Genomic DNA, 20,947 nt, shown 5'->3' on the forward strand with positions numbered 1-20,947 from the left:
GCATAAAGGGCGCTTAGCTGCAGGCACCGATCAGCCTCCAGGGGTCCCCTGCGCTCGGCACATTGCCACTGTTCCACCACTTGGCCTCATAGATGTTGCCGTTGTAGGTCACCTTGTTGCCCGTGGTGTACACAGACCCGGTGGCCCAGTTTGCCGGGCAACTGCTGCCCTGTTCGAAGCTGGCCGACAGGCTATGGGCACCATTCACTGCGGTGAAGGTGTAGCTACCGGCCACAGCCTGCGCCACACCATCGACGGTGAGGGATTTCACCTTGTAACCGGTATCGGGCAACAGGGTGACGGTGAAGCTGGTTCCCCCCTTAGCCTTCAACACACCGTTCACCGGCGCCGGTGACAGAGTGCCGCCGACCCCGACGTTCACGCTGATGTCGAAGAAGACGGGAATGTCGATGGTAGCTTCGCTGTAGCTGCCGCTAAAACCGGCGAAGTTGGTCGCACTGAGGGTATTTACCGCCGTGTTCTTCAGCACTATCTGCTTGGCATCCCCCTTGGCATAGGGTTCAACCAGGCTGATGACCACGTCGCTCCCCTCCTGGCTCAGCTTGATGCCAGAGAAAGGCACCGGCTGGTTGCTCGGAGTGGTGATGACCGTCTTGGCCGGATCGAAGCGACTGACGACCAGCGTCATGTTCCAGCCCCAGTTCAGCGAGCTAAGCGGCACTATATAGCCGAGGCGATCGTAGCTGCCGGTGACATTGGTGAACATCTCGGGCCTGATATCCTTGAGGGTCAACCCCACCAGCTCATAGGAGGAGTAGATGCCGCCATCCTCCGCCTGCGGGCCTATCACCACCGAGGTGGCCGTCTCATAGGCCTTCAGGTGTTTGAAGCCGATGCCAGCACTGCCCGCAATCTTGTCGACCGCAGGATCGAAGCCCTGGACCACCTGCTTGCCCGAGTTCCAGGCCAGGGTGTAGATATCGGATTTGGTGATGACGGCAGCCGGATTGGCCTGCACCGACGCCGCGCTGACCCCCTTGAGCAGGACGCGCTGACCGGCAAACTGCAACTCGGCGCCATCGGCGACATCACCAATCACCAGATCCGCCAAGGGCTCCGCCATGCTCCAGCCACGCAGCACGATGAGATCATTGCCCAGGGTGAAGTCATTGACCGTGGTCAGGCCGTTCGCCTGCTCGTTGAGCAGGATCTGATCCTTGCCACCACCTGTGATGACAATGTCATTGCCCCAACCGGCCGTCAGCACCTCATCATAAGGTGAGCCCTGGGTGATGCTGTCACCCGGGGTGTCAAACAGGCTGTTGTAGTCACCAAACTTGTAGACGTACTTGGTGATGCAGGTCCCGAGCTCATCACAGGTGATCTGATCCTTGGTCAGCAGTGCGCCGACCCCCCAGGCGCCACGCAGGTGTGCCGCCGCCAGTATGCCTGACATGGTGGCACGGACCTGAATTGGCTGACCGTTGTCATCCTTATCGGGCCAGCTCTTGGCCAGGGCCTGGGCCCAGGTCATGTTGGCGTCCTTGAGCAGCTTGCTTATCACCTGATAGTTGAAATGCATGGCGTCGCGCATCACCAGCTCCTGCTTCTCCGGCAGGCGCAAGTCTGCCAGGGAGTTGACGCCATTCTTGCCGACGAAGGTACCCTGCCAGCGGTTGACATCGGTCACATAGACCTTGTTGCCGCCCGAGCCCTCAATCTCGGCCAGGGCCTCGGTCTTGCAACCCACCCAGGTGGAGTCCGGCACGAACATGTAGAAGCTGTCGTACTCCTTGCCATCGACAGTCACCTGTTTCGGGCTGTAGTAACCGGCATCGATCAGCACCGCTTCACCCAGCTGATAACCGATAAAACCCCAAGCGTTCAAGGAGTTATATTGCATCTTCCGGAACATGGCCGCATCGGTCGGGGTGGCGGAATTATAGATGTTTCCCACCCCCAGCTTGTTGAAGAAGCCACTGATGGTGGTCGGCTCGGACAACATGCTGCCGGTCGAACAGTCCCGTACCAGACGACCCGGCGCCGTCACCTGGGCATAGGTGTAGACAGGGTTGTCGAGGTTTTGCAGATAAAAATCTGCCAGTGCCGGATTGATACCGGATTCAAAGTTGCGCAGCGCATCCAGGAAGTCCTGAGTGCCCCCCTTGGCCGCCAGAGCGGGGACAGCCAACGCGAGCAACACGGTTGCCGACACTATTTTCATGGTGCTTTTCAAAGCCTGAACCCTCTAATTAGTCCATTAATCACCGGGCAATTGCCCATGCAGGCTCCCAACAACAGACTCCTAGGAGAAATCCCCCGCCATCCGGGATGGCGGGAAAAACAAAAGTTAACTGACCAGACTCACCGCACGGCTGTGCTGGGTCGCCAGGGTGCCATTCAACACTTTTGCGGCGGCGCGAGCGCTCTCGGGGCGGGCCGAGTGGCTGCACAGGTAGTAGCGCACATCCGGATAACCGAGCAGGTCATAAGGGCTGCGCAGTGCCACCACTATCAGCTTCTCGACCTCGCGGCTGAGCCGGCGGACCAAGGCCTGGGCCTCCCCTTGGGCGAAGTCTTCTCCGGGCAGAGGATGGTGCTCGGTCACCACCAGCAGCCAGTCGTCGCCAACGGTTGCCAGCTGCTCGGGCGTCACGGACAGCACCCGTCGAGCGCCCTGGTCCAGAGCCGCAAGGAAGTGATCGAAGGCAGGTTCACGCTGGTTGGGGCCTATGCCACGGGGATTGGTGAGGTTGTGATAGCTGGTCGCCGGTGTGGCGTTGAGCACATAGAAGGGCCCCTCGCCCAACTCGGGCACCTGGCGTAGCCAGGTGAGCGCCTGGTTGGCACAGCGGTTCGCCACCTGCTGGTTTGCCGCCATGTCGGTGGGTTGATAGAGCGCCATAGGCACCAGCTTGGCGAGCTTGAAGGCAAGGATGCGAGCCAGGGCGGCATCGATCACTGCCTCGTCCAGATCCCCCGCCGCCACTGCGGCCATGATGCCGTGGATCATGGCGAACTGCTTGTCGAGGTAAGAGTCGCTGTGATCGTAGTGCTCCTCGGAGAGCATGATCATGTTGATGCCTGCCTTGAGCGCCAGCACTGCCGCCGTGGCGGGGGAGTAGTGGTGGACGATGGCCCCCATGTTCATGCTGTCGGAGATGATGACACCCTCGAAGCCCATCTCGGTACGCAGCAGATCCTGCAAGATGCGCGATGAGAGCGTGGCCGGGTGCTGACTGTCGAGCTGCGGATAGAGGATGTGGCTGGTCATGATGAGATCCACCCCGGCATCGATGGCGGACTGGAAGGGCCGCAGATCCTGCTCGCGCAACTCGCTGAGGGATTTGTCGACCCTGGGGATCTCCCTGTGGGTGTCACCCTGGGTGTCGCCGTGCCCGGGGAAGTGCTTGCCGCTGCCACAGATGCCCCCCTGGTGCAGACCGCGCACCGCCGCCGCCGCGTGCAACGCCACCTTGGCGGGCCTGTCCCCGAAGGAGCGGCTGTCGATGATGGGGGAGCTTGGATTGAAGTTCACATCGCAGCAGGGCCCCAGAATGCAGTTGAAACCGGCAAGGCGCATCTCCTCGGCCATGGTCTTGTACATGGCTTCGGTACCCTGCCCGGTCTCGGCCACACCGAGAGCCAGATTGCCGGGCCCAGTGGTGGACTCCCCCACCAGCACGCCCCAGGCCCCCTCCTGATCCACTCCGAGCAGCAGCGGCAGACGACCCTGCTCGGCACCTATGCTGGCCAGCTCCCGAGTCAATTGCTGGGCCTCGGTGAAGGTATCGCCGTTGTCCTGGCTCAGGTAACAACCTCCCAGGTTGTACTCGACTATCATGGTGCGCGCCTGCTCGGCGGACTTGCCCGGGAAGGCCAGGATGAACAACTGACCCACCTTCTCTTTCAGGCTCCAGCTGGAGATGATGCTTGCCACCTTGGGATCCATCTTCATGCTCTCTTCCTTAAGTATCTGATAATAAATTTATTTTTTTCGCAGCTGCTTGAGCTGCCCCATGGTGAAGGTGACGGCGACGATGACGATGATGCCGCGCAGGATCAGTTGTTGATCCACGTTCAGCCCCATCAGGATCAGGCCATTGTTGACCATGCCCATGATGAGGGCGCCGATGACGGATCCCACCACCATGCCCTTGCCACCAAACAGATTGGTCCCCCCTATGATGACGGCAGCAATCACCAACATGAGATCGCTCTCCCCCAGGGTGTAGCGGGCGCTTTGCAGCCGCCCCGAGTAGAGGATGCCCGCGAGAGCGGCGAGAAAACCGTTGAGCATCAGCACGTAGAGCTTGATGCGGTTGATGTTGATGCCCGAATACATGGCGGAGATCTTGTTGCCCCCGGTAGCCAGCACCTGCTTGCCGAAGCGGGTATTGCGCAGCACGAAGGCGCCTACCACAGTCACCAGAATGGTCCAGATGAAGAGCACCGAGATGGGCCCTATGTCACCCGAGCCGAAGATGAACACATAGAGGTCGTTGTCGATGGGAATGGATTGCAGCGAGGTGGACCAGCGAGCGATGCCGGTGATGATGCCGGTGGTACCCAGGGTCACCAGGAAGGAGGGAATGCCGACCTGGGTCACGAACAGGCCGTTGATGGCCCCTATCATGGTGCCCACCAGGAGCGACGCCGAGACCGCCAGCAGAATGCTGTCAGTCTCCTGCAGGGTCAGCGCCGCGACGATGGCACTGAGTGCGACCGTGGCACCGAACGAGAGATCTATCTCGGCGGCACTCAGCACGAAGGTCATGCCCACCGCCATGATGGCGATGGTGGCGGTCTGACGCGCGATGTTCATCAGATTGACGGCGCTTAGGAAGCCCTTGTCATGCAATACCACGGAAAAGAACACGAAGATGCCCACGAACACCATGTAGATGATGTAGTCGCGCCAGTTGATACCGCGGCCCTTGGGCGCCGGCAGAGTTAAATCTTTCATCCTTGACTCCTTGCTTGTTATTGAACAGCCGCCAGCAGCGTTTCTTCATTCATCCGTCGCCCTTCCAGGCAGGCGACGATCCGCCCCTTGTTCACCACATAGATGAGGTCACAGAAGCTGGCGACCTCGGCATATTCACTCGACACGAAAATGGCCCCGTTACCGGCGGCGACATAGCTGTCCACTATCTTCATGATTTCGTACTTGGCATGGATATCGATGCCGAAGGTGGGATCGTCGAGCAGCAACACCTTGGCCTTGGTGGAGAGGCACTTGCCGATCACCACCTTCTGCTGGTTGCCGCCGGAGAGAAAACGCACCGATTGCTCAGGACCGCTGGTCTTGACCCCCAGGCTCTTGATCTGGGCCCGCACCATGGCATCTCCCTTGAGCTTGTCCAGACCCAGTCCCTGGGTGAGCCGGTCATAGGCGGCCATCAACATGTTGTCGGCCACCGAGAAATCGAGCACCAAGCCCTGGCTGCGCCGCTCCTCCGGTACCATGTTGATGCCAAGCGAGATGGCCTGCCTCGGTGAGCGAATCCGCACCGGCTCGCCATCGATGCGGATCTCGCCAGCCTGGATGGGTGTCAAGCCATAGATGGCCTCAAGGATCTCGGTACGGCCACTGCCCAGCAGACCCGCCAATCCCACGACTTGGCCCGGCATCACCCTGAGGGAGATGTCGTGCAGCTGTGCATTCGAGACGCCCTCCAGCTCGAGCAGAGGCACGGCATCCACGGCAGACCCCGGGCGTGACCAGCTCAGGCTGGTGTCACCCTTGCTGCCGAGCATGGCCTCGACCAGTGCCTCGACGCTGGTGTTGGCCGTGTGGGTGGCCAGCACCGTATGGCCGTCACGCAGCACGGTCACGGCGTCGCAGACCCGCATGATGTCGCTGAGATAGTGGGTGATGTAGATGATCGACATCCCCTGGCCCTTGAGGGTGGCGATCACCTTGAACAATTCGTTGATCTCATTGTTGGAGAGCGAGGCTGTCGGCTCGTCAAGCACCAGGATGCGGGCATTCTGGGCCAGGGCCTTGGCTATCTCGACGAACTGCTGCTGACCAACGCTCAGCCGCCCCACCTCGCAGTCCGGATCCAGATCGACACCCAGCATGGCGAGCAGGGGGGCGGCACGCCTGACCCTGTCCCGGTTGGAAATGATCGAGCCACTCTCGCCGCCGCCAGCCAGGAAGATGTTATCGGCCACCGACAGGGTCGGCACCAGGCTGAGATCCTGATACACCATGGCGATCCCCTCGGCCTGCGCCTCTTTGGGGGTGGTGAAGCTGCAGGGCTTGCCAAACAACAGCACCTCGCCACCGTCCCGACCATGAAAGCCGTTGAGCAGCTTGACCAGGGTGGACTTGCCCGCCCCGTTCTGACCGACGATGGCATGCACCTCGCCACGCTTGAGACGAAACGACACATCCTTGAGCACGGGGATGCCGTCAAACCCCTTCTTGATACCACTCGCCTCTATGGCGTACAGCTCCATGTGATAACTCCTTCCGTGAGATGGAACGGGTAGCCGCCTGCGAGGCGGCTAACCGTACGCTTATTGACTGAGTGCCTTGGTAACGGCGGCCGGAGGATCTCGACGCAGCGCCTGTTGCCAGGCATCGGCCAGGTTGTCGCGGGTCACCGCATCGGCGGAGACGGTGACGAAGGGAGGGGTCTGTTCTCCCAGCTTGGCCAGGGCCCCCATGGTGGCCAGAGTCTGGCCGAGGTCATAAGGTAAATCCGTCACTATGCCGGCCACGTTGCGGCCCTTGGCCATGTCCAGGGCATTGGCGGCGCCCAGGTCCATGGTGATCACCTTGATGTCACTGCGTCCGGCGGCCCGCGTCGCGGCAACCACCCCTTCGGCGATGGAATCCCAGGGGGCATAAATGGCCTGGATGTCCGGGTGCTGTGTGATGAGAGCCGAGGCAACCACTTCACCATCATTGGCGTTGGCAATGCCCTGCTTGGCGAGGATCTGGACGCCCGGGTGATGCTTGGCCAGGTTGGTCAGCACCGCCTGATCCCGCTGATTGGTGACGTAGTAATTGGCCTCGTGGTAGATGAAGCCTATCTTTCCCTGCTCACCCACCGTCTTGGCCAGCATGTCGGCAGCCAGACCACCCATCTCGAACAGGTCGTCGGTGACGATACCGGCGTAATCCTTGCCATATTCAAATCCCGTTGGCAGGTTGCTGATCAGCACCAGCTTGCTGCCTTGCTGGACCGCGGGGCGAAAGGCTGCGGCGCCGGAGACAGGGTCGACCACCAGGGTAAGAATGATGTCGGGAGCCATGGCCATCACGGTTTCCACGTCCGTCCTCTGCTTGTTGGCATTGAATTCGGCATCGGTCACCGCCACCACTTTGACGTTCAAGTCATGGAATCTGTCTTTGGCACCCTTGATGAGGGCACTCGACCAGTCGGAGGTGGTGTGCATCAGGATGGCGGCCGTGTAATGCTGGGCCTTGACCCTGTCTTGCTGGGCAGTAGTGAGTGTTACCTGGGTATATGGGGTTGGTTGTTCGCCATTGGGCCCCAGAGTCGTGGTCGCCTCGGCGGCCTGGGCCCCGTTGCCGAGCAGCATGGCGGCGGTCAATGCCGCCAGTAAAAAGTGTGAGCGTTTTGCCAACATGGTATTCTCCCTATATCCATTGAGTGGTTGATAGGTATTATCTAGGTGTTTTATAGCCTGTAATGAGATGTACCTCACTAAAGAGCGCGATGTTTTTGCGACTCAGCTCACAGGATGTTCAATTTTTGTTAATTAATGACAGGAAAAATCTGAGCGTCTGGGTATTCACTGGGTGAGCCGAACACAACAACAGGGATGAATGAAGGCGAGATACGGGGACTTATCACGAGATGCAGAACTGGAAGGAACATGAGTAACAAGCTGATCCCTATCGTCGAGCAGGGGCTCTGCCATCAACTGCTGGCGCGCAATGACATCTATTTCATCAGCTTCGATGAGCAGGAGCAGGTGGTGGCATCCAGCTATCCGGTGGATACCCTGACCCTCAATCGGCTAGACGATCTGGTGTTCCTGGTAGGTCCCGACTACCTGAAGGCCATACGCCAGCGGATCCGGGGCAACCTGCCCACCTTGCATTTCGAGATCCTCAATCTTGCCTTCGAGCTCTTCGCCCATGACGGACCGGACGGCACCCGCATCTGGTGCCTGCAGATCAAGCCGAGCGAGAGTCAGGACGCCTCAGGCATAGAGCAGGATCACCGGCTCATCAACGAACTCGGTCACTCCCTGGCCGCACTCAGCGACAGCCAGGGAGCGGCGCCCGGTGAGCAGCATCAGCAGCTGATCGCCCGCCACCTGCCCGAAGTGGAGCAAAAACTTACCCAAATTCAAGACCCGGCCCTCAAGATGTGCCTGGAGCTGATCCGCGCCAGCATGGAGAAGAGCCTGCAGGCCGACGGCAACCAACGCCTGCTGGAGGTGCTGACCCCCTCGGAGATGCAGGTGGCCGAGTTTATTCGCAGCGGCATGTCCAGCCAGGAGATCGCCAGCGCCCTCAATGTGGCGCGCAAAACGGTGGAGAATCATCGCAACAGCGTGCGCATCAAGCTAGGGCTGGCCAATCGCGGCGTCAATCTGCGCAACTACCTGCTGAGCCTGGAAAAATAACCCGTCCCACAACAAAGACAGGGCCGGCCAATTACGACGATCCCCTGCACAACTACTTGCCTGGCCTGGAACAATCATCCGATGATGAGCGCCAGAGCATGAAGGAGATCACAATGCAGCAAGTCGTTTATGTCGCCAACCCGGTGAGTGGGTTGATCCATGTGTTTCGACTCGAGGACGGCGAGCTGGTCCCGCTGCAGGAAGTCCAGACCGGCGGCGAGGTGCAGCCCCTGGTCATCAGCCCGGACCAGCGCTGGCTCTATGCGGGAGTACGCCCCGACTTTCGGGTGCTGAGCTACCCCATCAGCGCGGATGGCAGGCTCGGGGCGCCCTCCTCGGCCCCGCTCGCGGGCAGCGCCTCCCACACCTGCACGGATGGGACGGGGCGCCTCTTCTTTGCCGCCTCCTACGCCTTCGACCACGTCAGCGTGTCGCCCATGGATGACGGGGGCCGGGTGCTGGCACCTCACCAGCGCATCGACCGGCTGATGGCCGCCCACTCGGTGACCTGGCTGGCGGGGCAAAACGGGGAGCAGGAGCTGCTGGTCGCCTGCCTCAAGGAGGACGTCATCCGCCGCTTCACGCTGAACGAGCGAAGCCAGCTGGAGCCCCATCCCCTGGGTGACATCCACACCGCCCCCGGCGCCGGGCCACGTCACCTGACCCTGCACCCGACCAACGGGGATCTCTACTGTCTCAATGAGCTCGACTGTACCCTCAACCGCTACCACAGGGAGGCGGACGGTCGCATCAGCGCGCGGGAGAGCCTGGACATGCTACCCGAGGGTTATCAGGGAAAGCGTTGGGGAGCAGATCTGCACCTGACCCCGGACAGCCGTTTCCTCTTTACCAGCGAGCGGACCAGCAGCCTGCTGACCCTGTTTGGTGTTGATCAGGAGGACGGTGCCCTGACCCCGCTTGACCACTTCCCGACCGAATCCTGCCCCCGTGGCTTTGCCATCGACCACAGCGGCCACTATCTGATCGCCACCGGGCAGCGCTCCCGCAGCGTGGCCGTACACCGCATCGCGGCGCAGACGGGCGAGCTCAGCCTCTCCTCCCGCCACCCCGTGGGGGAAGGGGCGATGTGGGTGAGGGTGCTGAGGCTGGACAAGCCCGCCTAGCAGGCCTCAAGGCTGCAGAAATGCGCGCGGCGCTCTGATGAGCGCCGCGCAGTGACAGCTGTGGTTGGAGGTTATCTGGTGCCGTTGAGTTCATCATCCGGCCAGTACTTGTAACCCTGCATAGTGGCCTGCGCCGCCAGCCCCTGCTCGGTGAGCTGGTACATCTTCACCTTCTGGAAGTCGGCGTTGGCCGCCTCGCTGACCACCACCTTGCCATCCTCCGCAGATTTGGCGGCCAGATCCGCCTGAGCACTGGCATCGAAGCCCGTGGTGATGAAGCGATCCAGCGCGGCGGCGTCATTGAAGATGATCACGGCCTGGAACTTCTTGATCCCCATGCCGATCCCCATCCCGGCGGTCGCCATCTTCATGTAGGTGTCACGACCGGTGCGGTTGTCACGAAGCACCCCATAGCCACTGCCGGCGCTCAGTACCAGCAGGTTGTTGTTCACATTGGTGAAGACGGCATACCCCTTGGATCTTGCCACCTCCTGTCTGGTGCCCCCATCCTGCCCATACAGGATGGAGAGGGTCTGCTGGCGCATCTGTTGAATGTGGCTGCGCTGCTCGGCGGGGGTATCACCCTTGGCACAGCCAACCAACAGCAGAACAGCCAGAATATGAGTCCATAGACGCATGTCATTACTCCTTCGTATCTCATGTGCGGGGGCTGACGGGCCCTCTGCCGATCCAGAATCGAGTCAGGACTATCCCGGTGACCCGTTATTTGTGTTCAACATCCGGAGCATGGCTCTGGCCAGATGCAAGTCCCTCATCGCGTCAGTATAACCAGCGCCACTGAACTTCTGCTGACCCGGCCAGCAAGGAGTGGGGCCCCGCAACAGGTGAATGGCATGACCCCTTGCCCGCCGCCGCTCACCGCCCTACCCCTTGGTCACCTCGCCGAGAAATTCGGTGAAGCGCCGCCAGGACTTGGCATCGGCATCGCTGCGGTAATTGTCCGAGCCAAAGACGCTGAAGGCATGGGGGGCGCCGCTGTAGCTGGTCGCCTCATGCTTCACCCCGGCGCTCTCCAGCTCGGTGATGAGCGCCGCGAACTGACCCAGCGACACCGCCTGATCCGCGCTGCCATGCTGGATCAGCAAGCTGGCCCGGGTCTGCTTGTAGTCCTGTCCGGCCGGGGTCTCCAGCCCCCCATGCACGCTGACGACCCCCTTGAGGCTGGCACCGCTGCGGGCCAGCTCCAGCACGGCGGCGCCGCCAAAGCAGTAGCCGAGCGCCACCGCATTGTCGAGCCGCCCTCCCTGTTTGCCCGCCTCGGCGAGCCCTGCCTGCAACAGCTTGCGCATCTTGGCCCTGTCCTGATAAAGCGCCCCGGTCAGCTTCTTCTTCTCCTCCATGGCGGTCGGCCTGATCCCTGCACCGAACAAGTCCACCGCGAACACACTGTAACCGAGCGCCACCAGCATCTCGGCCCGTTTGATCTCGTAGTCGTTGAGCCCGTCCCAGTCATGAACCAGCACCACCAGGGGCGCCTGTTTGTCGGCGGCGGCCAGGTAATAGCCCTCGAAGGGTTGACCATCGACCTGGTAGCGCACCGCACCGGCCTGGGCCGCGCCCCCCCAGATGAGCCCAATCAGGGCCAGGATCCATCTCGTCTTCATGTTCGTCTCCTTGACTGTGAACAACGCCCCTGATTGTAGACGCCAGGCCGAGCCCCGATGAATCAAGGGTCTCCGCAGCAAAAGCAAGAGGCCACCCTGGGGTGGCCTCTTGGCATGGCAGTGGCTGGCGGGTCGTCACTCAGTCCTTGGCCGACGCCATCGCGCCCTCTTCGGAGTGCTGGGGCAGAATGGGGTTCAGCAGGGAAAGAGAGAGGCCACCCTGGGGTGGCCTCTTGCCATTGCAGTGGCTGGTGGGTCGTCACTCAGTCCTTGGCCGACTCTATCGCGCCCTCTTCGGAGTGCTGGGGTAGAATGAGGTTCAGCAGGATCGCGGCCACCGAGGCCAGGCCGACACCGGCCAGGGCGAAGTCACCTATCTTCATTTCCAGCGCGCCGACCCCTACTGTCAGGGTCACGGCCACGATGGCGATGTTGCGGGACAACCCCAGATCCACCTTGGACTCCACCAGGGTCTTGAGACCGATGGCGGCGATGGATCCGAACAGCAGCAGCATGATGCCACCCATCACCGGCATGGGGATGGAGGTGAGCAGGGCGTTGAACTTGCCAAAGAAGGCCAGAATGATGGCGAACACCGCGGCCCAGGTCATGGTGACCGGGTTGAAGTTGCGGGTGATCATCACGGCGCCGGTCACTTCTGCATAGGTGGTGACGGGAGGGCCACCGATGAAACCGGCGAAGCAGACGCCGATGCCGTCACCGGCCAGGGTGCGGTGCAGGCCCGGGTTCTTGGTGTAGTCCTGCCCGGTCACACCGCCGATGGCCAGTACGCCACCGATGTGCTCGATGCAGGGGGCGATGGCCACCGGCAGCATGAAGAGGGCGGCAGCCCAGTTGATCTCGGGGGTTTCGAAGTGGGGCAGCGCCAGCCAGGGGGCATTGACCATGCCCTCGAAACTCACCTGACCCATCAGCACCGCGGCCACATAACCGGCGATGACGCCGGAGAGGATGGGAATGAGCTTGATCCACCCCTTGCAGAACACGGCCGCAATCAGCGTGACAGCGAGCGAGATCCCCGCCAGGGTCAGCGCGGTGGCAGGGGCCACCACCTGCTCGGCCCCGGCACGGCCCATGGCCATGTTGCAGGCCACCTGGGCCACCGACAGGCCGATCACCATGATCACCGGACCAATCACCACGGGGGGCAGCAGCTTGTGCACGAAACCCATGCCCCGCACGCGAATGAGGGCCGCCAGGATGAAGTACATGAAGCCGGCGGCAAACAGGCCGAACATGGTGGAGGGCAGGCCCCAGGTCTGGGTGGCATAGATGATGGGGGCGATGAAGGCGAAGCTGGAGCCGAGGAAGATCGGCACCTGGCGACGGGTGCAGAGCTGGAACAACAGGGTGCCTACACCGGCGCCAAGCAGGGCCATGGAGGGGTTCAATCCGGTGAGCAGGGGCACCAGAACCATGGCACCGAAGGCGACAAACAGAATTTGCAGCCCGGCGACACTTTGCTTGACCAAGGAAAACATGGGTATCCTTAATTTTTTGATAACTGACAGGGATAATTGACACTTTTCAGTTATCACAAGACTTTTTCAAGGCATGAAATGCGCAGATTGGCGTCATTTGTTACCTTTTACTGCTTGGGGAGGGCATGAAACTGGCTTTTTAAGCGGGATTCGTTGCTACAAGCATCGAGTATGCGATTTTACGCACTTTTGTGGCCGACGCCAATCGTTTTTCTGGCCGGGTGTGATGACAAGGTTTTCAGCCCGGGCCATCACCCTGCGCCTGCGTCGGGAGCTGGGCTCAACAAAGTGCAGCATCCACCGACCATGGTCCCGCTGTGGTCGGTGGACACAAAAAAACGGGGTGGCTGGCGCCACCCCGTCGAGTTTTTCGACACCCCGTCAGACCCGGCGATAGGGCAGATAGACCGGCTCCCACATGTGGCTCAGGAGGTGCTGCTGCAGATCCTGGCCGATGAGCGGGTGGGAAGGATCCTTGCGCACTATGTCTTTGAGCACCACGGTCGCCACGTGTACCGAGATGCTGCGCAGCTCGCTGATCCTCGGGTAGACGGTGCCGCGGGCGAGATCCGCTTCATCCACGCACTCCGCCAGCGCGAAGGCCGCGGTGGTGAAGATGTCCGGGCTTATCTCGCGGATCTGGCTGACGATGGCGGCCAGCCCCACACCGGGGAAGATGAAGACGTTGTTGCCCTGCCCGACGCGGTAGCGCTGCCCCTCGAACTCCACGTCCTTGAACGGGCTGCCGGTGGCGACGATGGCGCGGCCCTGGCTCCAGCGATAGATGTCTTCCGGCAGCGCCTCGCAGTTGGCGGTGGGGTTGGAGAGGGGGAACACCATGGGGCGCTCGCAGTGGGCCAGCATCAGCTGGATGTGCTCCTCCTGGAAGGCGCCACCGGCGCCGCTGGTGCCAAGCAGCACGCTGATGGGCACGTGGCGCAGCACCTCGGTCAGCCCGGCCTTGCCCTGCAGATCCCACTGGGCCAGCAGCAGGCCCGGTTTGGCGTAGCGGCGCTTGTATTCGTCCAGCCCCTCGCGGTTGTCGCACACCAGTCCCTGGGTATCCAGGATGTAGATGCGATCCCGGGCCGCCTGCGGGTCAAGCCCCTCGCGGATCATGCCGGCGCAGATCTGATCCGCCACCCCGACCCCGCCGGCCCCGGCGCCATAGACCAGGTAGTTCTGCTGGCCCAGGGTCTCGCCCTTGGACTTGACCGCCCCGATGATGCCCGCCAGCACCACGGCCCCTGTGCCCTGGATGTCGTCGTTGAACGAGGGCAGGGTCTGCTGGTAGCGCGACAGATTGTTGAAGGCGTTGGACTTGCTGAAGTCCTCCCACTGCAGCACGGCGTTGGGGAAGTGGCGCTTGACCCCGGCCACGAACTTGTCGATGAAGTCGTCGTACTCCTTGCCGCGAATGCGCTTGTGGGGCTGACCCAGGTACATGGGGTCATCCAGCAGTGCCTGATTGTCGGTGCCCACGTCCAGCGCGATGGGCAGGCAGCAGGCGGGATGGATGCCGGCCCCAAGGGTATAGAGGGAGAGCTTGCCGATGGGGATGCCCATGCCCCCCACCCCCTGATCGCCGATGCCGAGGATCCCCTGGCTGTCGGTCACCACTATGATGCGTACCGCCTTGGCGTCCATGTGCCGCGCCAGCGAACCCATGTCATCGACGTTCTTCGGGGTGATGTAGAGGCCGCGCGGCTTCTGGAAGCGGTGGCTGAACTCCTGGCACGCCTTGCCCACGGTCGGGGTATAGATGTAGGGGGTCATCTCCTCCACGTGGCGCGACAGCAGGGCGTAGAACAGGGTCTCGTTGCGATCCTGCAATGCCCGCAGGTTCTGGTACTTCTCGATGTCGCTGCAGGCGCTCAGGAAGCCCTGATAGACCCGCTCCAGCTGGGCTTCGAAGGTCTGTACCTGGGGCGGCAACAGGCCGTCGAGCTCGAAATCGGCGCGCTCCTGTTCGGTGAAGGCGGTGCCCTTGTTGAGATTGCGATCGTTGAGCAGATCGGTGCCAGTCAGTGCAACGGGGCGAAAGTCCTCTCCCTGTGCGTCTTTCCACAGCAGATATTGTCCGGTAGCCATAGTCATTCTCTTTGATTTACATGAAGTTGCCATTCGGCAGGAGAGCAAGACTCAGATTGCCTGGGATCATATGACGTTTGGGGATTCGGTTTTGTGAGCTTGGGCATACCCTGTGGCCAAAGCCCCCTCTCCTGCCTGGCTCATGGCCGCCGGGCTTGCCCCGGCGAGGCGCTTGGCGCAAGATCGGCGGACATTCGATGCCGTGATCGCCTTTGCAACAGCAAACCCTTGATGCGCGGCATGCCACCCCTATCGATCTCTGGAGCCCCATGAGCCGCAGCGACCCCACCTTCCCCGTCTCCGCCGTGATCCTGGCCGGCGGCCGAGCCACCCGCATGGGGGGCGACGACAAGGGCTGGGTGCCCCTGGCGGGCCAGCCCCTGATAGTCCATGTGCTGGAGCGCCTGCGCCCCCAGGTGGACGAGGTGCTGATCAACGCCAACCGCAGTGAGGATTGCTACCGGCAACTGGCCCCCGTCATCGGCGACGAGCAGGCCGATTTTCAAGGGCCGCTGGCGGGCATGCAGGCCGGCCTGGCCGCCGCCCGCCACGACTGGGTGCTGTTTGTCCCCTGTGACGGGCCCGCCCTGCCACGGGATCTGATGGCCCGCTTTCGCGCTGCCCTGACGCCGCAGACCGAGCTGGTGGTGGCCCACGACGGGGAGCACCTGCAACCCGTGGTCGCCCTGCTACACCGCAGCCTGCTGCCCTCCCTGCAACGGGCGCTGGCAGAGGGAGAGCGCAAGACCGGGGCCTGGTTTGCCCGCCACCGGATGACGGTGGTGCCCTTTGCTGATGCGCCGGATGCCTTCATCAATCTCAACAGCCCGGCCGAGCTCGCCGCCTACGAGGCGAGGCTGCTGGCGGGCGGAGACACGCCATGAGTGCCCTCCCCCTGCTCGGCTTCGTCGCCTGGAGCGGTACCGGCAAGACCACCTTGCTGGAGCGGCTCATCCCCCTGCTCGGCCAGCGTGGCCTGCGGCTCGGGGTGCTCAAGCATACCCATCACGACTTCGACATGGACAAGCCGGGCAAAGACAGCCATCGCCTGCGCCAGGCGGGAGCCCGGCAGGTGATGGCGGCCTCCGACCGGCGCCACGCCCTGATCTGCGAGACCCCGGAGGGCGAGCCCCCCCTGGAGGCGCTGCTGGCCCGTTTCGACCGGGACCAGCTCGATCTGCTGCTGATCGAGGGGTTCAAGCATCGCCATTTTCCCAAGATTGAGCTGCACCGCGGCGCCATCGGCCGGCCGCAGCTGTTCCCGGATGACCCGGACATCGTCGCCCTCATCAGCGATCGGCCCCAGGCCACGACCCTGCCCCAGTTTCGTTTCGAGGATCTGGATGCCATCGCCGACTTCATCTGCGCCCGGCTGCCCATCCGGGACGCCCAGCCCCCTCACCCGCCGCTGCGCCTGCTCGCCCGCGCCCTTGAGGCAATTCCCAATCCGGCGGAGGAGACCTGCCTGCCCGGCTACCTCACCCAGGATGCCGACGGCTGCTTGCTGGTCCGTCCGGCAAGTGCTGTCATGCCCTCTGCCCTGCCTGCGGCCAACTGTGTGATCGAATGCGCCACCAACTCGGCCATTGCCCCCGGCGAGCGGGTCCGGATCCGCCTCTTGTCGGGGGAGTAGCAGTCGCGGCGACCTCCCACACGAGAAGTTCGACCCGACATGAGATGGTGCCGCCCGAACACAGCGCTCGCCCGCGTCACTCTGCCGAGCTAAGGCCGCCAGTAGCGGCTCGCCAGCCTGCCCCCTGCTTGGGCTGGTAATACTCCCCCCTCAGCCAGCGCTCCAAAACAACACACCCCGCAATGCGGGGTGTGTCTGTCTTTGCATCTGGCCGCTTGGCCGTGACGGCGCTAAAGGCCTTAACCGGCCTGCGCCAGCGGCTGCTCGGGACTGAGGTAGATGGAAAAATCCCGGATCCCCGCCTGCAGGGCGGCGAAACAGTCGGGATCGATGGCGGTGCCCAGATGCTCGGCCATCATCTCCAGCGCCTGGGGCACCGGGATGGCCCCGCGATAGGGACGCTTGGCGGTAATGGCATCGAAGATGTCGGCAGTAGTGATGATGCGCGTCTCGAGCGCGATGTCCGCAGCGCTGAGCCCCTTTGGATACCCCTTGCCATCCAGGCGTTCATGATGGGCCCCCGCCACTTGCGCCAGCTCCTCGAAGGCGCCAATCCGGCTCAGGATCTCCTCGGTATAGGCGGCATGCATCTGCACCGCGGCCCACTCCTGCGCATTGAGCTTGTCCGGTTTGTCGAGAATGGCGTTGCTCACCCCAAGCTTGCCCACGTCATGAAGCAGGGCACCCCGTTTGAGCCATCGCCGCCTCGATTCAGACAGCCCCATCTGAGCGGCAATGATGTCGGTATAGAGCGCGACCCTGCCGCTGTGGCCCGCAGTGTATGGACTCTTGGAGTCCACCACCTGACCGAAGGCCGCCGCTATCTCGTCCAGATAATCCTCATCCAGCGCCACCTCCCCCTGACCGGCCGGGTGGTCGAAGACCCACTCGGTCAGCCTGGGGTCGGTCAGCCCTTGCCAGAAATCGTCGTCGGCCAGCGCTTCAAATTCGCTGACCAGGGCGGGATCAAACCAGCTGCCGCTGCGCTCGCGCAGCTCTTTGATCGCAGCATCCGGCCCTGCGGCGGCGTGAAACACATCGACCACCTGGCAGAGCAGGGCGATGCGGGAGAAGAGCGGGATCCCCTCGCCAGCCAGTTGCAGTGGCCGCCCCTTGCCGTTCCAGTGTTCATCGAGGGAGAGAATGCCTGCGGCCACCTCGTCACTGAAGCGCAGCTGGCGAGCGATGTCCGCCCCCCGATGACAGCGGGTCTGGATCAGTTCGTTGGCTATCTGATCGCCGTTGCGAAAGATATGGAACAGGCTGCGAAAGCGCCCCAGCAGGTCCGTCTGCAAGCCGGTGTGACCCAACACGAAGTTGACCACCTCGGAGAGGGAGCCATCCACCAGCTTGAAGTCGCGCTTGAAGTGAAGATCGTCGGTGAGGTAGAGCTCGCAGATACGGGCGGCATTGCTGCTGCAACCCAGATCCTTGAGCAGGAGCGTGTAGTAGAGATCGTGGCGTTGCCGGGCATCCAGTCCCAGCCGCTCCCCCAGACGAGAACCTATCCAGCAACAGCGGATGCAGTGCCCTCTGGGTTGACCCTCAGTCATGTCCAGAGCATGGCTGAGGGAACCAATCAACTCTGCCAATCGCAAACCCCTCACCGTCATAACCTGCTTCCTTGTACGTCATGGCGATTTTGCCAGCAGCTTATGTATACCCTTTCCAGAGAAGAAAAGATCAGGATCCTGAGGAACTTAAACGTCAGCCTTGCCTGAGCTTGCCGTTTCGTCCAGCTGCTTGCGGGTCAGGGTCGAGACCAGCTTGTCGTCCAGATAAATCTCCAGCAGTTCGCCGCGCATCTCCCCCCGCATCATGTCGCGATGGCCGTCGATGTAGTGGATCTCCATCTGGGCCGTGCGCTCGTCGGGGTAGCTCACCTTCACCTCGCGCACCCCTTGCGGCAGCATGGCGAGCGGCACCTTGTTGAGGGCCGGATCCAGATGCTGGTTGACCTTGATCACCGCATCGGCCTTGTGATCCACCAGCGCCGGGGACTTGCCGGTGATGGGGTTCTTGCCAGACCAGAATTCGATGGTGTTGAACACGAACAGATCCGCCGTCGCCGCCAGACCATAGACGGGGGAGAGCAGGACGAAGACACCGGCACGACCGTAGCGATTGTCCACCACGCTGAGGTTGCCCTTGGTCACCATGGAGGAGAGGCCCATCTGCCCCATGCAACCGCCGAGCCCCATGCTCGCCACCGTCCCCAGCAGCAGGGCCAGGGCCCTGCCTTTCTGTCGTACTGCCATTGTTCTCTACCTGCTCATTGAAAAAAGAGGCGGCAGCCTAAACAAGGCGGCGGGGCGCCACAATTCACAAGGACGGGGTCGTACAGCCAGGGTTCAGCTTGAGTGCTCGTTCGCTCACTCTTTTGGCGATCTCGCCAGACGGTGTCGTCAAGGACGACGACTCAGATGGAGAGTGCCGAGACCGTCTGCGAGACCCGGCTCGCCTCCCGGTGGATGTCGCTCATCAGCTTGTCCACCTCGCTGATTTGCTGCTTGCCGAGTTCGGCGCTGCCCGCCACCCCGGCCATGTCGTCGGTCACCCTGGCGGTCAGCTCGCGGTTCTTCTGCACCACCTTGGCTATCTCGCCGGTGGAGAGGGAGGTACGGGCCGCCAGTTGGCGCACCTCATCGGCCACCACCGCAAAGCCTCGTCCCTGCTCCCCCGCCCGCGCCGCCTCGATGGCCGCGTTGAGGGCCAGCAGGTTGGTCTGATCGGCGATGGCGCTGATGGTCGAGACGATGGCCTCGATGCTCCTGGACTGCTCGTTGAGCTGAGCTATGAGGGCGATGGCCGCATCCACCTGGGCGGCGATGAGGGAAGAGGTATCGACCACGGCGCGCAGCAGCTCGGCCCCGGCCTCGGCGCTGCCAAGGGTCTCCTGCGCCGTGCTGTGGGCGAGCCGGGCCGCTTCCCGGGTGGCATTGTTCTGCTCGATGCGGGCCGTGATGTCGCTGGCAAACTTGACGACCCTGACCACCTTGCCGCGCTGGTCCCGGATCGGGTTGTAGGTGGCCTCCAGCCAGACGGGCTCTCCCCGGCTGTTGTGGCGCATGAAAAGGCCCGACTTGAACTGGCCACGGGCCAGCTCCTCCCAGAATGTGGGCTGCTCGCGCAGGAAGGCCTCGTCACAGAACATCCTGTGATGCTTGCCCGCCAGCTCGCTCAGGCGATAGCCCATGGTGTCGAGGAAGTTGGCGTTGGCGCTGATGATCTCGCCGCTCGGGGTGAACTCTATCATGGCCCGGGAGCGGTCCAGCGCCTGGGAGAGCGCCTCCAGGTGTTGCAACCGCTGATGCCGGGCCGTCACATCGCTGGCCATCTTCACTACCTGGGTCACCCTGCCCTGGGTCTTCACCGGGAAATAGCTCGCCTCGAGCCAGCGCGTCTCCCCCTGCCGGTTGACCCGTTCGAAGGTGCCGGACTGCGCCTCCCCCTGGGCGAGGCGGCGCCAGAACTGCTGATAGTCGGTGGAGCCGGTCCAGCCTTCGGGGCAGAGCAGGCGGTGGTGGCGCCCCAGCAGCTCGCTCGCGCCATACCCCATCAGGCTCAGGAAGGGCTCGCTGACCTCCAGGATCTCCCCGTCCGGGCTGAAGATGATGGTCGCGGCACCGTCCTTGATCGCCTCGACGACACTCTGCTGCTCATCGAGCCGGGTCTGACAGGCCAGCAACTGCGCCTTGAGTTTGTGATTGAACATGACACTCCTACCTCGTTGACGATCCGGATCGGCACCCCAGCCTGACCCCACTGACTGTATCGGCCCCGCCCACCTCGATATGAGTGGTCAGATGACGGTGGATCATGGGGACGCGCAGTGCAGAGAAAAGCGACTAGGCCGCCAAGGGCTGCCAATACGTAGCAGAATCCTCTCCGGATCACTGCGCCTCGATCAGCGCGCCGGGCACCACTCCAGGCAGGCCGGATTGGCCACGAAACCGATCCGCTCGTAGAGCGGGCGTCCCTCGTCGCTGGCGTGCAGCCACAGCTTGCCGAGTTGCTGTTCCCGGGCATGGCGCACCATGGCATCGAGCAAGGCGCTCGCCATGCCCCGCTTACGCCAGGCAGGCCGAGTGTACATGTTGAGCAGATAGGCCTCGCACCCCGCCAGGTTGCCCGGATAGGGTGGTCGCACGAAGAGGGCCAGGGTGCCGCACGCCACCGCCTCGCCCTCGACCTCCACCAGCCAGGAGCGGGCGCTGCCATCCGCCTGCGCCGCGCTGAAATAGGCCTGGGTCGCCTGCCACAGCGCCGCATCCGCCAGCGGGTCATCAAGCTCCCCCACCTCGCAAAACAGCGCCATGCGCAGCCGCACCAGGGCGGGAACATCGGCAGCCAGGGCCTCGCGAACCATCATCTCTTTCTCCTTGGGTGGCATGA

Annotated in this window: 16 protein-coding genes and 1 pseudogene; 4 read left to right on the plus strand and 13 right to left on the minus strand. The window is 62.6% G+C overall.

Annotated elements, in window-relative coordinates; translation table 11 throughout:
- Window positions 1–13: 13 nt before the first annotated feature.
- The 5 genes from KW824_RS06815 to KW824_RS06835 all read right to left on the minus strand — a co-directional run bounded on the left by KW824_RS06815 (window position 14) and on the right by KW824_RS06835 (window position 7,569).
- Entirely contained in the window at window positions 14–2,185 is a 2,172-nt protein-coding gene (locus KW824_RS06815; protein ID WP_256351295.1) for a carbohydrate-binding protein, read from the minus strand.
- A gap of 126 nt (window positions 2,186–2,311) precedes the next feature.
- Window positions 2,312–3,919, minus strand: a complete 1,608-nt coding sequence (locus KW824_RS06820; protein WP_218409358.1) for a glycoside hydrolase family 3 N-terminal domain-containing protein — start codon at window positions 3,917–3,919, stop codon at window positions 2,312–2,314.
- A 30-nt stretch (window positions 3,920–3,949) separates the two neighbouring features.
- Window positions 3,950–4,927: an ABC transporter permease gene (locus tag KW824_RS06825; protein ID WP_218409359.1), complete on the minus strand. Its 978-nt coding sequence runs from the start codon at window positions 4,925–4,927 to the stop codon at window positions 3,950–3,952.
- Window positions 4,928–4,944: 17 nt separating this feature from the next.
- On the minus strand, window positions 4,945–6,429 hold the full coding sequence (locus KW824_RS06830; RefSeq protein WP_182788255.1) for a sugar ABC transporter ATP-binding protein: 1,485 nt from the start codon (window positions 6,427–6,429) through the stop codon (window positions 4,945–4,947).
- 60 nt (window positions 6,430–6,489) lie between these two features.
- Window positions 6,490–7,569 carry a substrate-binding domain-containing protein gene (locus KW824_RS06835; RefSeq protein WP_197970377.1) on the minus strand — a complete coding sequence of 360 codons (1,080 nt, stop codon included), beginning with the start codon at window positions 7,567–7,569 and terminating at the stop codon, window positions 6,490–6,492.
- A 249-nt stretch (window positions 7,570–7,818) separates the two neighbouring features.
- Between KW824_RS06835 and KW824_RS06840 the strand changes: the two genes are divergently transcribed.
- Window positions 7,819–8,577, plus strand: coding sequence for a helix-turn-helix transcriptional regulator (locus tag KW824_RS06840; protein WP_218409360.1), 759 nt, complete (start codon window positions 7,819–7,821; stop codon window positions 8,575–8,577).
- A 113-nt stretch (window positions 8,578–8,690) separates the two neighbouring features.
- Entirely contained in the window at window positions 8,691–9,701 is a 1,011-nt protein-coding gene (locus KW824_RS06845) for a beta-propeller fold lactonase family protein (protein WP_218409361.1), read from the plus strand.
- A 71-nt stretch (window positions 9,702–9,772) separates the two neighbouring features.
- Here KW824_RS06845 and KW824_RS06850 read toward each other — a convergent pair whose 3' ends face one another.
- The 4 genes from KW824_RS06850 to KW824_RS06865 all read right to left on the minus strand — a co-directional run bounded on the left by KW824_RS06850 (window position 9,773) and on the right by KW824_RS06865 (window position 14,919).
- On the minus strand, window positions 9,773–10,339 hold the full coding sequence (locus KW824_RS06850; RefSeq protein WP_218409362.1) for a YSC84-related protein: 567 nt from the start codon (window positions 10,337–10,339) through the stop codon (window positions 9,773–9,775).
- A gap of 246 nt (window positions 10,340–10,585) precedes the next feature.
- Window positions 10,586–11,326 (minus strand): dienelactone hydrolase family protein, encoded by a 741-nt coding sequence (locus KW824_RS06855; RefSeq protein ID WP_218409363.1) that lies wholly within the window; start codon window positions 11,324–11,326, stop codon window positions 10,586–10,588.
- Between the two features lie 263 nt (window positions 11,327–11,589).
- A complete protein-coding gene (locus KW824_RS06860) occupies window positions 11,590–12,828 on the minus strand; it encodes a uracil-xanthine permease family protein (protein ID WP_218409364.1) in 1,239 nt (412 codons plus the stop codon).
- Between the two features lie 381 nt (window positions 12,829–13,209).
- A complete protein-coding gene (locus KW824_RS06865) occupies window positions 13,210–14,919 on the minus strand; it encodes an NAD-dependent malic enzyme (protein WP_218409365.1) in 1,710 nt (569 codons plus the stop codon).
- Between the two features lie 269 nt (window positions 14,920–15,188).
- Between KW824_RS06865 and mobA the strand changes: the two genes are divergently transcribed.
- Together mobA and mobB are read left to right on the plus strand one after the other, a co-directional pair.
- On the plus strand, window positions 15,189–15,803 hold the full coding sequence (mobA, locus tag KW824_RS06870; RefSeq protein ID WP_218409366.1) for a molybdenum cofactor guanylyltransferase MobA: 615 nt from the start codon (window positions 15,189–15,191) through the stop codon (window positions 15,801–15,803).
- Window positions 15,800–16,285, plus strand: a pseudogene (gene mobB / locus KW824_RS21220) (molybdopterin-guanine dinucleotide biosynthesis protein B); the annotation flags it as partial. The gene mobA and the pseudogene mobB, both read left to right, overlap by 4 nt.
- Window positions 16,286–16,791: 506 nt before the next feature.
- On the opposite strand, the gene KW824_RS06880 reads toward mobB, so the two are convergent.
- From KW824_RS06880 to KW824_RS06895, 4 genes are all read right to left on the minus strand, one after another.
- Complete coding sequence (locus KW824_RS06880; protein ID WP_218409368.1) at window positions 16,792–18,165, minus strand: HD-GYP domain-containing protein; 1,374 nt, start codon at window positions 18,163–18,165, stop codon at window positions 16,792–16,794.
- 87 nt (window positions 18,166–18,252) lie between these two features.
- Complete coding sequence (locus KW824_RS06885) at window positions 18,253–18,810, minus strand: DUF3332 domain-containing protein (RefSeq protein ID WP_005328852.1); 558 nt, start codon at window positions 18,808–18,810, stop codon at window positions 18,253–18,255.
- A gap of 161 nt (window positions 18,811–18,971) precedes the next feature.
- Entirely contained in the window at window positions 18,972–20,267 is a 1,296-nt protein-coding gene (locus KW824_RS06890; protein WP_218409369.1) for a PAS domain-containing methyl-accepting chemotaxis protein, read from the minus strand.
- Window positions 20,268–20,459: 192 nt separating this feature from the next.
- Window positions 20,460–20,924, minus strand: coding sequence for a GNAT family N-acetyltransferase (locus KW824_RS06895; RefSeq protein ID WP_218409370.1), 465 nt, complete (start codon window positions 20,922–20,924; stop codon window positions 20,460–20,462).
- Between the last annotated feature and the right edge of the window lie 23 nt (window positions 20,925–20,947).

Source organism: Aeromonas sp. sif0611, from assembly GCF_019218845.1.
In the GTDB taxonomy this organism is placed as follows: domain Bacteria; phylum Pseudomonadota; class Gammaproteobacteria; order Enterobacterales; family Aeromonadaceae; genus Aeromonas; species Aeromonas media.

What these genes read in the sequence shown, in the direction of transcription:
- KW824_RS06815 (WP_256351295.1), bottom strand. Translation starts at nt 2,185, where the DNA reads ATGAAAATAGTGTCGGCAACCGTGTTGCTCGCGTTGGCTGTCCCCGCT.
- KW824_RS06820 (WP_218409358.1), bottom strand. Translation starts at nt 3,919, where the DNA reads ATGAAGATGGATCCCAAGGTGGCAAGCATCATCTCCAGCTGGAGCCTG.
- KW824_RS06825 (WP_218409359.1), bottom strand. Translation starts at nt 4,927, where the DNA reads ATGAAAGATTTAACTCTGCCGGCGCCCAAGGGCCGCGGTATCAACTGG.
- KW824_RS06830 (WP_182788255.1), bottom strand. Translation starts at nt 6,429, where the DNA reads ATGGAGCTGTACGCCATAGAGGCGAGTGGTATCAAGAAGGGGTTTGAC.
- KW824_RS06835 (WP_197970377.1), bottom strand. Translation starts at nt 7,569, where the DNA reads ATGTTGGCAAAACGCTCACACTTTTTACTGGCGGCATTGACCGCCGCC.
- KW824_RS06840 (WP_218409360.1), top strand. Translation starts at nt 7,819, where the DNA reads ATGAGTAACAAGCTGATCCCTATCGTCGAGCAGGGGCTCTGCCATCAA.
- KW824_RS06845 (WP_218409361.1), top strand. Translation starts at nt 8,691, where the DNA reads ATGCAGCAAGTCGTTTATGTCGCCAACCCGGTGAGTGGGTTGATCCAT.
- KW824_RS06850 (WP_218409362.1), bottom strand. Translation starts at nt 10,339, where the DNA reads ATGCGTCTATGGACTCATATTCTGGCTGTTCTGCTGTTGGTTGGCTGT.
- KW824_RS06855 (WP_218409363.1), bottom strand. Translation starts at nt 11,326, where the DNA reads ATGAAGACGAGATGGATCCTGGCCCTGATTGGGCTCATCTGGGGGGGC.
- KW824_RS06860 (WP_218409364.1), bottom strand. Translation starts at nt 12,828, where the DNA reads ATGTTTTCCTTGGTCAAGCAAAGTGTCGCCGGGCTGCAAATTCTGTTT.
- KW824_RS06865 (WP_218409365.1), bottom strand. Translation starts at nt 14,919, where the DNA reads ATGGCTACCGGACAATATCTGCTGTGGAAAGACGCACAGGGAGAGGAC.
- mobA (WP_218409366.1), top strand. Translation starts at nt 15,189, where the DNA reads ATGAGCCGCAGCGACCCCACCTTCCCCGTCTCCGCCGTGATCCTGGCC.
- KW824_RS06880 (WP_218409368.1), bottom strand. Translation starts at nt 18,165, where the DNA reads ATGACGGTGAGGGGTTTGCGATTGGCAGAGTTGATTGGTTCCCTCAGC.
- KW824_RS06885 (WP_005328852.1), bottom strand. Translation starts at nt 18,810, where the DNA reads ATGGCAGTACGACAGAAAGGCAGGGCCCTGGCCCTGCTGCTGGGGACG.
- KW824_RS06890 (WP_218409369.1), bottom strand. Translation starts at nt 20,267, where the DNA reads ATGTTCAATCACAAACTCAAGGCGCAGTTGCTGGCCTGTCAGACCCGG.
- KW824_RS06895 (WP_218409370.1), bottom strand. Translation starts at nt 20,924, where the DNA reads ATGATGGTTCGCGAGGCCCTGGCTGCCGATGTTCCCGCCCTGGTGCGG.